This window comes from Shewanella sp., assembly GCF_048265805.1.
GTDB lineage: Bacteria > Pseudomonadota > Gammaproteobacteria > Enterobacterales > Shewanellaceae > Shewanella.
Genome location: NZ_JBLXAT010000005.1, coordinates 118561 through 133541 on the forward strand (window position 1 = coordinate 118561; position 14981 = coordinate 133541).

The 14981-nt window shown below is 50.0% G+C and carries 12 protein-coding genes; 11 read left to right on the forward strand and 1 reads right to left on the reverse strand.

Features of this window, described 5'->3' with window-relative positions:
- Positions 1 to 6 precede the first annotated feature (6 nt).
- The 11 genes from rseP (at position 7) to ACN0TT_RS05165 (ending at position 14237) form a co-directional block, all read left to right on the forward strand.
- Complete coding sequence (rseP, locus tag ACN0TT_RS05115; protein WP_417761061.1) at positions 7 to 1383, forward strand: sigma E protease regulator RseP; 1377 nt, start codon at positions 7 to 9, stop codon at positions 1381 to 1383.
- Between the two features lie 31 nt (positions 1384 to 1414).
- A complete protein-coding gene (bamA, locus tag ACN0TT_RS05120) occupies positions 1415 to 3898 on the forward strand; it encodes an outer membrane protein assembly factor BamA (protein WP_417761062.1) in 2484 nt (827 codons plus the stop codon).
- 49 nt (positions 3899 to 3947) lie between these two features.
- The gene (locus ACN0TT_RS05125) at positions 3948 to 4454 is read left to right on the forward strand and encodes an OmpH family outer membrane protein (RefSeq protein ID WP_417761063.1); all 507 of its coding nucleotides are present in this window, start codon (positions 3948 to 3950) and stop codon (positions 4452 to 4454) included.
- Positions 4455 to 4457: 3 nt separating this feature from the next.
- On the forward strand, positions 4458 to 5483 hold the full coding sequence (gene lpxD, locus ACN0TT_RS05130) for a UDP-3-O-(3-hydroxymyristoyl)glucosamine N-acyltransferase (protein WP_417761064.1): 1026 nt from the start codon (positions 4458 to 4460) through the stop codon (positions 5481 to 5483).
- A 33-nt stretch (positions 5484 to 5516) separates the two neighbouring features.
- Positions 5517 to 5978 (forward strand): 3-hydroxyacyl-ACP dehydratase FabZ, encoded by a 462-nt coding sequence (gene fabZ / locus ACN0TT_RS05135; protein ID WP_417761065.1) that lies wholly within the window; start codon positions 5517 to 5519, stop codon positions 5976 to 5978.
- Complete coding sequence (lpxA, locus tag ACN0TT_RS05140; RefSeq protein WP_417761066.1) at positions 5975 to 6745, forward strand: acyl-ACP--UDP-N-acetylglucosamine O-acyltransferase; 771 nt, start codon at positions 5975 to 5977, stop codon at positions 6743 to 6745. Before fabZ ends, lpxA begins: the two co-directional genes overlap by 4 nt.
- Before the next feature lies 1 nt (position 6746).
- Entirely contained in the window at positions 6747 to 7901 is a 1155-nt protein-coding gene (gene lpxB / locus ACN0TT_RS05145; RefSeq protein ID WP_417761067.1) for a lipid-A-disaccharide synthase, read from the forward strand.
- A gap of 16 nt (positions 7902 to 7917) precedes the next feature.
- Complete coding sequence (gene rnhB / locus ACN0TT_RS05150; protein WP_417761068.1) at positions 7918 to 8538, forward strand: ribonuclease HII; 621 nt, start codon at positions 7918 to 7920, stop codon at positions 8536 to 8538.
- A gap of 200 nt (positions 8539 to 8738) precedes the next feature.
- Positions 8739 to 12215, forward strand: coding sequence for a DNA polymerase III subunit alpha (gene dnaE, locus ACN0TT_RS05155; protein ID WP_417761069.1), 3477 nt, complete (start codon positions 8739 to 8741; stop codon positions 12213 to 12215).
- On the forward strand, positions 12212 to 13615 hold the full coding sequence (gene tilS, locus ACN0TT_RS05160; protein ID WP_417761070.1) for a tRNA lysidine(34) synthetase TilS: 1404 nt from the start codon (positions 12212 to 12214) through the stop codon (positions 13613 to 13615). Before dnaE ends, tilS begins: the two co-directional genes overlap by 4 nt.
- A gap of 223 nt (positions 13616 to 13838) precedes the next feature.
- On the forward strand, positions 13839 to 14237 hold the full coding sequence (locus tag ACN0TT_RS05165) for a hypothetical protein (protein WP_417761071.1): 399 nt from the start codon (positions 13839 to 13841) through the stop codon (positions 14235 to 14237).
- Positions 14238 to 14298: 61 nt separating this feature from the next.
- On the opposite strand, the gene ACN0TT_RS05170 is transcribed toward ACN0TT_RS05165, so the two are convergent.
- A complete protein-coding gene (locus ACN0TT_RS05170) occupies positions 14299 to 14964 on the reverse strand; it encodes an RluA family pseudouridine synthase (RefSeq protein ID WP_417761072.1) in 666 nt (221 codons plus the stop codon).
- Positions 14965 to 14981: the final 17 nt, after the last annotated feature.

Here is a 14981-nt window from a genome sequence, read left to right on the forward strand (position 1 = left end):
CCACAGATGATCGAACTTTTACGCAATATAGCCGCTTTTGTTGTACTGCTGGGCATTCTGATCACTGCTCATGAGTTCGGCCATTTTTATATCGCACGGCGTTGCGGCGTAAAGGTGTTGCGTTTTTCCGTGGGGTTCGGCAAAGCCTTATGGCGCCGTGTCGGTAAAGATGGCACCGAATACGTCATCGGCATGATCCCTCTCGGTGGTTATGTGCAAATGCTTGATGAGCGTGTCGATGAGGTGCCTGAAGATCAATTAGACCAAGCCTTCAACCGGAAATCTGTTTGGCAGCGTATCGCCGTGGTGGCCGCGGGGCCAATAGCTAACTTTATCTTTGCTGGTATCGCGCTGTATTTTATGTATCTACTAGGGCTGCCAGCGGTTAAGCCTGTACTGCAAGGCGTGGCACCTAACTCTCCAGCGGCTGTTATCAATGTGTCACAGCCACAACAAATTATTGCCGTCTCCGGCCAGAGCGTGCGCAACTGGGAAGAGGTCAGTCTTGCCTTAGTGAGCCATATTGGAGATGAGTCCCTTAGCTTAACCTTGGCTCCTGTGTCGCAGTTGTCAACGCCAACAGACACTACTCAAGGTAAAACTTACCAGCTTGATATCCGTCGCTGGACCTTCGACCCTGATAAACAATCGCCGCTTACCACACTCGGACTAGAGCCGTATCGCCCCAATATGGTGCCTGAGTTAGCCGTGATTAATAAAGACAGTGCTGCTGCAGTAGCAGGCCTGCAAGTCGGGGATGTGATTGAACGCGTGGCGGGGGAGCCATTTAGTGATTGGAAAAGCTTTGTTGAGCAAGTGAAGGCTTCGCCTAACCAAGCGATTGCATTAACGGTGTTGCGTGATGGCCGCTCGGTTGATCTGACGGTAACCCCACGAGCACGTCAAAGTGATAACGGTACATTGGAAGGTTTTATCGGTGTAGCGCCGAAAATGCCGGAGTGGCCGGACAATATGAAAGTTGAACTGCAGTATGGACCTGTAGATGCGGTTGCTATGGCAGCAGACAAAACTTGGCAATTAGCCGTCGTCAGCGTGAAGATGATTGGCAAATTGTTTACGGGTGATGTTTCTGTTAAAAGTCTTAGCGGCCCAATATCAATTGCCCAGGGTGCGGGCAGCAGTGCCGATATCGGCCTGGTATATTTTTTGGGTTTTCTAGCGCTAATCAGTGTAAATCTCGGGATTATTAACCTGTTGCCTTTACCTGTGTTAGATGGTGGACACCTGCTGTATTACTTCGTTGAAGTGATCACCCGTAAACCTGTTTCCGAAAGGATTCAGGAAATTGGATTCAGATTTGGGGCGGCATTGCTAATTGTAATAATGAGCATTTCGCTGTTTAACGATTTTTCCCGACTCTGAGCAAGGACTGACAAATAATTAGAAGTGCTCTATGCGATTAAATAAACTTTTTGCCTCTATGTTACTGGTCGGCGCCGCTTTTTCAGGGAATGGATGGGCCGACACTTTCCAACCCTTTAAAGTGGCGGATATTCAGGTCGAAGGATTACAGCGAGTCGCCCTAGGGGCCGCCTTGCTGAACTTGCCAATTAAAGTTGGTGACACCATTGACCAAGTGAAACTTCAGCAGGCAATTAAAAGCTTGTATGCATCAGGCAACTTCGAAAACGTGCAAGTCGCACGTGACGGTGATGTGCTGGTTGTTGAAGTGCGTGAACGCCCAACCATCAGTGCCGTGAGTTTTGATGGTAACAAAGATATTAAAGATGAACAGCTGCAAGAAAGCTTGAACAGCAGCGGCGTTAAAGTGGGTGAGTCACTTGACCGCACCATGCTGTCTGATATCGAAAAAGGTCTGCAAGACTTTTACTACGGCGTAGGTAAATACGGCGCTAAAGTTGAGGCGCAAATCATCAACTTGCCGCGTAACCGCGTTGAACTCAAATTCAAATTTACGGAAGGTTTGGCGGCGGAAATTCGTCAAATCAACTTTGTAGGTAACGAGCATTACAGTGATGAAGAACTGGCAAAACTGCTGGAACTGAAAGACTTTGTTGCTTGGTGGAACCTGTTTGGTGAGCGCCGTTATCAGAAGCAAAAATTACAAGCGGACTTAGAGAGTTTAGAGACCTTCTATCACAATAACGGTTATATCCGTTTTGAAGTGGCCTCAACGCAAGTGTCTATGACGCCAGACCGTAAAGGGTTGTACATCACCATCAACGTTAAAGAAGGTGAGCAGTACAAAGTGAAAGAAGTGAACTTGACTGGCGACCTGATGGGTCGCGAGAAAGTGCTGAAAACCATTTTGCCACTGAAAACCGGCGTACAGTACAACGGTGCTGATGTGACCTTTACCGAAGAGATGTACAGTAAGTACCTTGGCCGCTTCGGTTACGCGAATCCTGAAGTCAAAACTTATCCAGAAATTGATGACGAACATAAAGAAGTTACCCTAAACATCAATATCAAGCCGGGTAAACGTGTGTATGTTCGTGGCATTAACTTCACCGGTAACACCGTGACCGCTGACGAAGTTATGCGTCGCGAACTGCGTCAGATGGAAGGTGCTTGGTTGAATGATGCCTTGATTGAGGTGTCAAAAGCGCGTTTGAACCGTCTGGGTTACTTTGAAACTGTGGATACAGAAACTGTGCCAGTGCCAGGTGCTGATGACTTGGTCGATGTTCAGTTTAAAGTGAAAGAACAGCCATCAGGTTCGTTCAACGCAGGTATCGGTTACGGCAGCTACTCAGGTATGAGCCTGCAGTTCGGTATTCAGCAATCTAACTTCTTAGGTACGGGGAACCAAGCAGGTATCACCCTGAACACCAACCGTTATCAGAAGAGCGTGAACTTATCGTACACCGATCCATACTTCACTAAAGACGGTGTGAGTTTAGGTGGCTCCATCTACTGGAGTGCGTTTGATGCGAACAACGCATACTTGGAACGTTATAAGAACAACTCTTATGGTGTTTCAACGACGCTGGGCTTCCCAATCAACGAATACAACCGTATTAATTTAGGTGTGGGCTATCGTCACAACGAGATTTCTGACGTATCTAGTTACCAGCAAGCGATTCGCTTCTACAACTTGTACCGTAACGGTGCTGACCCTAACGATAGTTTGAGTTTTGATAACTTCGAGCTCAGCTTAGGCTGGAGCCGCAGTACTCTGGACCGTGGTACCTTCCCAACAGCGGGTGACTCACAACGTCTGAGTGGTCGTATGACCGTGCCTGGTTCAGATCTACAGTTCTTCAAAGCAGACTTTGAAACCAGCTTCTATTTCCCACTTAACCGCTCACACAGCTGGGTGTTCTTAACTAGAGCGCGTCTGGCTTATGCTAACGGTTATGGTAAGTACCATGACAATGACCAGATCTTGCCGTTCTGGGAAAACTATTACACTGGTGGTAGTAGCTACCTGCGTGGTTTTAAATCGAACTCGGTTGGGCCGCGAGCATTCTATGTCTATCGTGGCAGTGAATCGTGTTCGCCTGATGCGGCAGGGGATAGCTGTTCATTACCGGGTGACGTAAACCAAGTGTATGTACGTAGCAACCGTTCAATTGGTGGTAACGCGTTGGCCACCGCCAGTGCCGAGCTGATTGTACCTACCCCATTCTTGGATGAAGCCTACAGCAACTCAGTACGTACTAGCTTCTTCCTTGATGCGGGTAACGTATGGGATACTGAATTTAACTACGACTTATACAAGTATTTGCCTGCCGATAGCTATGCAGAACTTGCAGATTACAGTGATGCAAGTCGGATTAGGGCGTCTTGGGGGATGAGTGTCCAATGGCTTTCACCAATGGGACCAATGGTCTTCAGCCTCGCATGGCCAATTAAGAGCGAAGATGACGACGACACAGAGATCTTCTCGTTCAATATTGGCAAAACATTCTAAAAACACATAAACTCGGCAGCATTGCTGAATCCGAACAAGGAGTTTGACTTTGAAAAAGATAGTGAACGGCGCCCTAGTATCCCTCATGTTGGCGGGTGCTCCTTTAGCTGCTCAAGCTGAAAAATTGGCAGTAGTTGATATGGGTACTGTGTTCCAGCAGATCCCTCAACGCGAGCAGATCTCTAACTCTCTGAAAAGTGAGTTCGGTGATCGTATGGCTGAAGTGCAAAAACTGCAGGACGAATTAAAAGGCTTCATGGAAAAGGAACAACGTGATGCCGCACTGATGACTGAAGCGCAGAAAACTGAGCTGGGTCGTAAGATGGAACAAGCGAAAGCTGACCTACAATTGAAAGGCAAAGCACTGGACGAAGACCTGCGTCGTCGTCAAGGTGAAGAGCAAAACAAACTGTTGGTAAAAGTACAAAAAGCTATCAACGATATTGCTAAAAAAGAGCAGTACGACATGGTGTTGCAGCGCGGTGCTGTTATCTATGTTAAACCTGACGCAGACATCAGCAACCAAGTTGTTGAAGCGCTGAGCAAAGGCCAATAATTGATGAAAGCTGTTTCGTTAAAACAGCTAGCTGAGCATCTTGGTGCAGAGCTACGAGGGAATGGTGACATTACCGTTTCCTCCGTAGCTCCACTAGAAAAAGCCGCCGCCGGACAGGTGGCGTTTTTGTCTAATCCCAAGTTGAAACAGCAGCTGGAAGTTACTCAAGCATCTGCCGTGATCTTGAAAGCCGATATGGCTGACGATTATCAAGGTAATGCCCTTGTATTAGCCGACCCTTATGTCGGTTTTGCACGTACTGCGCAGCTGTTAGATACCACCCCGAAAGCGGCGGATAACATCCATCCGTCAGCGATTATCGACCCGAGTGCCAAATTAGGCGAGGGCGTTGCGGTTGGGGCTAACGTGGTGATTGGCGCCAATGTGGTGTTGGGCGAGAACGTACAAGTTGGTTCCGGCACTGTGATTGGGCAAGACTGTATTATCGGCTCCGAGTCTATTTTATGGGCTAATGTCACCTTGTACCATAACGTCCATATGGGTCAAGCGTGTATCATCCACGCGGGTGCTGTATTGGGCTCTGACGGTTTCGGTTACGCCAATGAGCGGGGCAAGTGGATCAAGATCCCACAGACCGGTGGCGTACGTATCGGCAACCGTGTTGAAATTGGTTCTGGCACAACGATTGACCGTGGTGCGTTAGAACATACCGAAATCCATGATGGTTGCATCATTGATAACCAAGTTCAGATTGCTCACAACGATATTATTGGGGAAAATACCGCGATTGCCGGCTGTACCGTATTGGCAGGCAGCGTGACTATTGGCCGCCACTGTATTATTGGCGGTAGCTGTGCAATTTCTGGCCATCTTACCATTGCTGACGGTGTGCATCTGTCTGGCGCCACTAACATCACTAATGATGTGAAAGAGCCAGGACTATATTCATCTGCAACAGTGGCGATGGATAACCGCCTGTGGCGCAAAAACACCGTACGGTTCCGTCAACTCGACGAACTGTTTACTCGTGTGCGTAAACTGGAAAAGTCGGTTACTCCGAAAGAATAATAACGCCGAACTCAACGGCTTGAGGATTGGTTCATGTCCAATGAATTGAACACTATGGATATTCAGGAAATTATGGCGTTTCTGCCACACCGATATCCATTTTTGTTGATCGACCGGGTGCTAGACTTTACGCCGGGCGAGACGTTAACAGCAATTAAAAATGTTACCATTAACGAGCCTTTCTTCCAAGGTCATTTCCCCATCCAACCTGTGATGCCGGGCGTATTGATCATGGAAGCGATGGCGCAGGCCACAGGCTTGTTGGCGTTTAAAACCATGAGCGAAAAACCATCGCCTAATGTGTTGTATTATTTTGCTGGTATCGACAATGCGCGCTTTAAGCGTGTGGTAGGACCCGGCGATCAAATACGTTTTGACGTAAAAATGCTCAAAGAACGCCGAGGTATTGGCGTGTTTTATGGTGAAGCAACAGTCGATGGTGAATTGGTCTGCTCTGCCGAAATCATGTGTGCCCGTAGAGAGATTCGTTCGTGATTCATGAAACAGCTATCGTCCATCCGGATGCTCAAATAGGAAACAACGTTACCATCGGCCCTTGGACCTACATAGGCCCTGATGTGGTGATTGGTGACAACTGCTGGATTAGCTCCCACGTGGTAGTGAAAGGCCCAACCGTGATCGGTAAAGGCAACAAAATCTATCAATTTGCCTCTGTCGGTGAAGACTGTCAGGACAAAAAATACGCTGGTGAGCCAACACGGTTGGAGATTGGCGATAACAATGTCATTCGTGAATCGGTGACTATTCACCGTGGTACCGTGCAGGATGAAGGTTTGACCAAAATTGGTTCAAACAACCTGCTGATGGCTTACGTACACGTTGCGCATGATTGCGTAGTCGGTAACAACGTCATTATGGCAAACAACGCGTCTATCGCGGGTCACTGCCGTGTTGATGACTGGGCCATCCTTGGTGGCATGACCGGTGTACATCAATTTGTGCATATCGGCCCTCATGCGTTTACCGCAGGTTGTAGTTTGGTGTTGCAAGACGTGCCTCCGTTTGTGATGGCGTCGGGTCAAGCCGCCTCGCCACGCGGTCTTAACTTTGAAGGTATGAAGCGCCGTGGTTTCTCTAAAGAGAGCCAACAAGCGCTACGTCGTGCCTATAAAACCTTATATCGCAGCAGCATGACAGTGGATGAAGCTATTGTTGCTCTGCAAGATGACATCGCTAACGATGAACAAGTTAAAATGTTTATCGATTTCGTCACTTCATCAAAACGAGGCATTATTCGCTGATATGACCCAGTCAACCCAGCCAAAAGTATTTGCCATGGTCGCCGGAGAAGTCTCCGGCGATATTTTAGGTGCCGGCCTAGTGGCACAACTGCAACAGCGTTATCCTGATGCACGCTTTGTCGGCATAGGCGGCCCACGCATGGAAGCACTCGGTTTTGAGTCGTTGTTTGCGATGGAAGAGTTGTCGCTGATGGGCATTGCCGAGGTGTTAGCGCACCTACCGCGGCTATTTAAAATCCGTGGCGCGTTGGTTGAGCAGATCACCGCCCTCAAGCCAGACTGCTTTATCGGTATTGATGCGCCAGATTTCAATATCGGCCTGGAGCTAAAGCTCAAGGCGCATGGCATAAAAACGGTGCACTACGTCAGCCCATCGGTATGGGCGTGGCGGCAGAAACGTATTTTCAAAATTGCCAAGGCGACCAACATGGTGTTGGCGTTATTACCGTTTGAAAAGGCGTTTTATGATCAACATCAAGTGCCTTGTACCTTTGTCGGACACACGTTGGCGGATGATATTCCGTTGGTGTCAGATAAAAAGGCCGCAAGGCAAGCGCTCGGTTTAGACGCCGAGGCTGAGTATCTGGCTATTTTGCCCGGTTCACGCGGTAGCGAGATGGGCATGTTAGCTCAGCCGTTTTTGGAAGCGGCCAAGCTGATTAAGCAACGTTTTCCTGATATCAAGTTTGTTACCCCATTGGTAAATGCTAAGCGCCGCGAGCAATATGTCGCGGCGTTGAAACAGTACGCGCCAGATCTCGCAATCAGCCTGATTGACGGTCAATCGCGTGAAGTGATGGCGGCAGCAGATTGCATCATGTTGGCTTCAGGTACCGCTACCTTAGAAGCCATGTTAGTTAAACGGGCGATGGTAGTGGGGTATCGAGTGAGTCCCATCACCTATCAAATCGCCAAGTTGATGATCAAAATTCGTCATTTTTCATTGCCTAACCTGTTGGCTGGGCGTGAACTGGTGCCGGAGTTGATTCAACATGAATGTAATCCCGAGCGCTTAGCGGATGAAGTGAGTAAACAACTCGATAGTGATCCACGCGCTTTGGAGCAGACATTCACCGAGCTGCACCAACTGTTGAAGCAGAATGCGAGCGAGAAGGCGGCGGATGCCGTGGTTGCGCTGCTAGAAAAAAGTAATTAAAGGACGTTTAACCTAAATGGCGATTTATAAGCAGATCACGCCTGAACAGCTAGTGGTGTTACAACAGGGCGTAGTTGCCGGCGTTGACGAAGTTGGACGCGGCCCGTTAGTGGGTGATGTGGTGACTGCCGCGGTGATTCTTGACCCGACTAAGCCCATTGCTGGCTTGAATGATTCTAAAAAACTCAGTGATAAGAAACGCGACGCACTCTACGACATCATCATAGTCAACGCCTTGGCTTACAGTGTCGGCCGTGCATCGCCCGCGGAGATTGATCAACTGAACATTCTACACGCCACAATGTTGGCGATGCAGCGCGCAGTGGCTGGTTTAGCGCTGCGACCGCAACGTGTGTTAGTTGATGGCAACCGTACGCCGGATTTTGACGGTATTGCAGCAGACGCTGTGGTCAAGGGCGATGGCTTAGTGGCCGCTATCAGCGCGGCTTCGATTATTGCTAAAGTCACGCGTGACCGAGAAATGGAAGCGCTCGACAAACTTCATCCCGAGTTTGGCTTCGCCCAACACAAAGGCTACCCAACCAAAGCGCACTTTGAAGCCATTGCAGCCCACGGTGTCCTCGCGGAGCATCGCCGTAGTTTTAAACCTGTCCGCCAAGCACTTGGTTTGGCATAGGGAAGGACACGAGCCAACGCTATTTACCAACAATTATCCTGCGCTGTGGTAGCTAAGATCATCGTTTGGATAGTTGTTGGCCTACTCTGTAAAACCCTTGATTGTTCTCTGTCAGCAGCGGTTGCATCCTGGCCTAGTTAGCCGCCATAATTGGCCGCAGTAGCAAATCTTCATTCATTCAAAAACAAGCAGATATTCGAATGACCGAACCTCGTTTTATTCACCTTCGGGTACACAGTGATTTCTCCATGACCGACGGTCTGGCGAAGGTGAAACCTATTATTGCTAAGACCGTCAGTGAAGGCATGCCTGCCGTCGCCATTACCGACCAAAACAACATGTGTGGTTTGGTGAAATACTATAGCGCAGCGCACGATAATGGGTTAAAACCGCTGATTGGGATTGATCTATGGGTAGTGGTCCCCGGTTTTGAAGATGAGTTCTGCTGTTTGACGGCGTTGGCAATGAATAACGCCGGGTATCAAAATCTTACGCAACTTACCAGTAAATCCTATCTGCGCGGCTACATTCGTGACCGCGCTGCAATTGACTTAGATTGGCTGATAGAACACAACGAAGGCGTATTACTGCTTTCTGGCGCGAAAGATGGCGACGTGGGCCGCGCCTTGCTAAAGGGCAATAACCAGCAAGCGGCAGAGCTGATTAGCTTTTACCAACAACATTTTCCAGATCGTTACTATTTAGAATTGCTGCGTACTGGTCGCCCAGACGAAGAGCGTTATCTACATCTGGCCGTGGCTGCTGCTGAGCAATACGGTTTACCGGTCGTCGCCACCAACCAAGTGGTGTTTATGCGCCGAGAGGACTTTGAAGCGCATGAAATTCGCGTGGCGATTCATGATGGTTTCACCTTAGCCGATCCTCGCAGGCCAAAAAAGTACAGCGCGGAGCAGTATTTTAAATCGGAAGCGGAGATGTGTGAGCTATTTGCCGACATTCCTGAAGCGTTGCAAAACACTGTTGAAATTGCCAAACGCTGTAACGTCACCGTGCGTTTGCACGAATACTTCCTGCCTAACTTCCCCACCGGTGATATGTCCACTGAGGATTATCTGGTACACCGTTCAAAAATCGGTTTGGAAGAGCGGTTAGCGTTTTTGTATCCCGATGAAGCAGTGCGATTAGAAAAACGTCCAGAGTATGATGCGCGGCTTGACCGCGAACTCGGCGTGATTAACCAGATGGGATTTCCCGGCTACTTCCTCATTGTGATGGAGTTTATCCAGTGGGGCAAAGATAACGGCATTCCGGTAGGGCCAGGGCGTGGTTCTGGTGCCGGCTCTTTGGTGGCCTATGCGCTGAAAATTACTGACCTTGACCCGCTGGAATTTGACCTGCTGTTCGAGCGTTTCTTGAACCCTGAACGTGTTTCGATGCCTGACTTTGACGTCGACTTCTGTATGGATCGCCGTGACGAAGTTATCGACCACGTGGCGGAAATGTATGGCCGTGACGCGGTATCGCAAATTATTACCTTCGGTACCATGGCGGCCAAAGCGGTTATCCGCGACGTAGGCCGCGTACTAGGCCACCCGTATGGTTTTGTGGACCGCATCTCCAAGATGATTCCAGCCGAGCCGGGTATGACGCTGGAGAAAGCCTTTGCGGCTGAACCCGCATTGCCGGAGGCTTATGAAGCCGATGAAGAGGTGCGCGACCTTATCGACATGTGTCGTAAGCTCGAAGGTGTGACCCGGAACTCCGGTAAGCACGCTGGGGGGGTGGTAATTTCGCCCACCACTATCACCGATTTCAGCCCGCTGCTGTGTGACTCCGAAGGGAAAAACCCCGTTACCCAATTCGATAAGGGCGATGTGGAATATGCGGGGCTGGTGAAGTTCGACTTCTTGGGGCTACGGACGCTGACCATCATCGAATGGGCGCTGGATATGATCAATCCGCGTATGGCGCGCGAAGGCAAAGAGCCTATCGATATCGCCGCAATTGATTTGGCCGACGAAGCATCGTTCCGCCTGCTAAAACGCTACGAAACTACAGCGGTGTTTCAGCTCGAATCGCGCGGGATGAAAGACCTGATTAAGCGTCTGCAACCCGATAACATTGAAGACATGATTGCATTGGTGGCGCTGTTCCGTCCGGGACCGCTGGAATCGGGCATGGTGGATGACTTTATCGCCCGTAAACATGGTCAGGCGAAAGTGGCTTATCCACACCCTGACTTTGAGCACGAGTGTTTGAAGGAAATTCTGGAACCAACCTACGGCGTTATCGTATACCAAGAACAGGTAATGCAGATTGCACAAGCACTCGCTGGCTACACGCTCGGTGGCGCGGATATGTTGCGTCGTGCGATGGGTAAGAAAAAGCCGGAAGAGATGGCTAAGCAGCGCGGTACTTTCCGTGCGGGGGCGGAAAGTCAGGGCGTTGATCCTGAACTCGCCATGAAAATCTTCGACTTGGTGGAAAAGTTTGCGGGTTACGGTTTTAACAAATCCCACTCTGCCGCTTACGCTTTGGTGTCGTATCAAACCTTGTGGCTGAAAACTCACTTTCCATCTGAGTTTATGGCGGCGGTAATGTCGGCTGACATGGACAACACCGACAAGATCGTCACCTTGGTGGATGAATGTGACCGCATGGGATTGAAAATCATCCCGCCGGATGTGAATAAGGGCTTGTTCAAGTTTACCGTTGATACCGAGCAAAATATTGTCTACGGCATTGGCGCGATTAAAGGGGTCGGTGAAGGCCCTGTCGATACGATTATTGAAGCGCGTAAATCTGGTCCATTCAAAGATATGTTTGACTTCTGCGCGCGTATTGATTTGAAAAAGCTTAATAAACGAGTAATTGAACGTCTGATTAGTGCTGGCGCGCTCGATGGGTTAGGTCCACACCGCGCGGCGATGATGGCGACCTTGCCGGAAGCGATTAAAGCGGCCGATCAACACGCTAAAGCCTTGGCGCTGGGGCAAGATGATATGTTTGGCCTGCTCAATGACGACCCAGGCGAGGTGAAGCAGCAGTTTGTCGACTGTGCCCCATGGCCAGATAAAATCTGGCTCGAAGGCGAGCGGGAAACCCTAGGACTGTATCTTACCGGCCACCCGATTAACCAATATCTGACGGAGCTGAAACAGTACACTAGCGCCCGTTTGAAGGATGTACATCCTACTGAGCGCGGTAAGAGCGTCAAAGTGGCTGGTCTTGTCGTCGCCACGCGGGTGATGACCACCAAACGCGGCTCAAAAATGGGCTTGTTGACGCTGGATGATAAGAGTGCCCGCCTTGAGGTCATGCTGTTTACTGAGGCGTTTGAGAAGTTTAATCATCTGCTAGAGCAAGATCGTATTCTGATCTGCGAAGGCGAAGTGAGCTTTGATGACTTCTCCGGTGGTAACCGCATGACGGCGCGCAACATCATCGATATGAGCGAAGCACGCAATCACTTTGCCTCTGCCGTGGAACTGAAACTCGATGCCGCTAAAGTTTCTCCCGCATGGTTGGAAAACTTACAGCAAAAGGTGGCACCGTGGCGCAATGGGGCGGTGCCGTTAGTGATTGAGTATCAGCAAGCTCATGCGCAAGCGCGTTTTCGTATGAGTGACGATTGGCGCATTAATCCATCTGATGAACTGATGCTTGAGCTGGAAACCCTGTTGGGTAGCGATCGGGTGAGGATTCTCTTTGAATGAGCCGCGCGCTGACCGATGCCATCATCACCCGTTTACAGCAACTGCTCGCTGAGTTAATGCCAGCAGGCGCTCAGCCGTCGCGGCATTTGTGGTTAGGCTTCAGTGGCGGCATGGACTCGGCGTTATTGGCTTACGCGTTAAATTTGCTGGTGCGCCAGCAGCCTGAGCTACGGCCATGGGTGCATTTAGTGCATGTGCACCACGGTCTTAATCGCCATGCCGATGAGTGGGCGGCGCACTGTTTAGGCATTGCTCGCGAATACCAGCTCGATGGGCAAGTGCTGCAGGTAACCCTCAATCGCGGCGCACGGATCAGTGTCGAAGCGGAAGCGCGGCATCAGCGTTATCAGGCGTTATCAGGGCTAATGCACGCGGGCGACATCTTGCTAACGGCTCATCATCAAGATGATCAATTAGAAACGGTGTTACTGGCGCTCAAACGCGGCCAAGGCCCGAAAGGTTTGGCGGCAATGGGCGCGCTACAACCGTTTGCCAAGCAATGTTGGCAACTACGGCCGATGCTGAGTATTAGCCGCGACCAGATTGAGCAAGCGGTAAACCAGCTCGATCTCGATTACGTCGACGATGATAGTAATCTTGATACGCGCTATGACCGCAATTTTCTGCGACAGCAGATTATCCCCGAATTAAAGCAGCGTTGGCCTGCCGTGGCCGAAACCGCAGCCAGAAGTGCCGCCTTGTGCGCCGAACAGCAAGCTTTGTTGGAAGAGGTTGCGGCGCATAAATTAGCGCCACTGTTGCGCCACTGCGCACTGACCCAGCAGGCGATTGTTGATATTGCCGCGCTGGCCGAATTTAGCCCTGCATGGCAACGGCAACTGCTGCGACAATTCTGTTTACAGCAGCAACTACCACCGCCCTCACAAGTGCAGTTGCAACAGCTACAGCAACAGCTATTTGGCGCACAAGCCGATGCTAATGTGGCACTGAATTTCGGCAATGTGTGGTTTCGCCGTTTCGATGGTGCGCTGTATATCGACGCTGGGGCCCCTGCAGCAACGCCCAGTGATCTCGTGCTGAACCCCATGCAGCAGCAAGCCTTGCTCGCTGGTTGTTGGCAGCTGCCGCAAGCTGCACCGTGGCAGCAGTTAACCGCCACATTGAACGCCGATGGGCCACGTATTGCGCTGGCTAAGCTCAACGCAAAGCTGGAAATCCGCTATGGCGTGTCAGGCAGCTTACGCTGTCATCCTCATTGGCGCTCACAAGGACGTGAGTTGAAGAAAGTCTGGCAAGAGGCCAAGGTACCGCCATGGCTGCGGCCACGCATTCCGCTGCTGTTTGCTAATGAGCGGTTAGTTGCCGTTGCCGCCGTGTTTGTTGAACAGTCAGCCTTAGCGACCACTACCGATCCCGGCGTGAAACTGCAGCTCCATTAACCTGTGCTGTTTTTTTAGGCAAGATCACGTTTCATAACGAAACATGATCTTGATGGATTAGTAAGTAAAGTTCGTCGTTGAAAGTGATCTAGATCTCGTTTTGTTAATTATTCTTCGTTACACTTGTCACCGAATTTATAGCAGCGGCTAAACCGTTGTTGTGTAAATAGATTGTTTTGGTTTTACCAAATGTTTACTTTTTGCGTTTGGGGGCAAAAGTACCATGGGTTTGTTACTGAATATTCAGGAAAAACTGCCGTTGCAACTACAAGGCTGTTGCAAATTATCAGGGGTTTCTGCTGCGGAAAAGCGCCGCAAGTTGGTGCGTGAACAACATCAGCACGGTGAACTAGTGGGCAGTTGGCGCGATCAACGGCCTAATCTTGATGACGAGATCTTGCTATACCGCGAAGCGGATAAATGGATCATGGAAACTTGGTTCAACGATGGTAGCCATAGCTGCGATGAGATGACTGCGCAAGAGACAGAAGTCGGGGTGCGCCTAGAAGAGAAGGGCGGCAACTTCTTTGGTGAGTTCTTCGTGTTAAAAGCTAACGGCGCGCTGGTTTTTTGCCGTGATGATGGCTGTTTCTATACCGCCAGCCAAGTTAACGCCGCTTAAGTGGTTAGGCGTTGGTGTTGAGCAGGCTTTTAGCTCACTCAACACCAGAATAATGACCGTCTTAAAAGCCCGCCATACTGACAAAGTGCATCTCTTTACCTGACCAAGGATGACTAAACAGCAGGCTAGCTGCATGTAGGCATAGCCGCGGTCTGGCATGCAGAACCCGCTCATCCCCGTAAAAATCATCCCCGAGAATCACATGACCTTGAGCCAACATATGCACCCGCAGTTGGTGGGTACGGCCTGTTTCTGGCTGTAAAGACACTAAGGTCGATTTGCCTTGTTCATTTTCGCGGCGTTCCAACACGCTAAAGTGGGTGATGGCTTTTTTACCGTCATTATCCACCTTTTGCATTGGCGGATTATCGCGGTTGGGTGCCAAGGGCAGATTGATTGTGCCTTGGCTCTGCTCAAGCCAACCATCCACTTCGGCAATATAGAGTTTGTCGTTGTGCCGTTCTTGGAATTGGGTTTTTAGGTGGGATTCCGCCTTTTTATTGCGGGCGAACACCATAATGCCCGAGGTGGCGCAATCTAAACGGTGCACCAAGATGGTTTCTGGATACAGTTGCTGCAAGCGCGTGAGCGCACAGTCATGAGTGACTTCAGCACGGCCGGGATTTGACAATAAACCTGCGGGTTTGTTGATCACTATGACATCGCGGTCAATGTAACGAATATCGAGCCAAGGCAGTTTAGGTGGATGGTATTCAAAGATTTGCATATTGTCTCCTGCAGTCC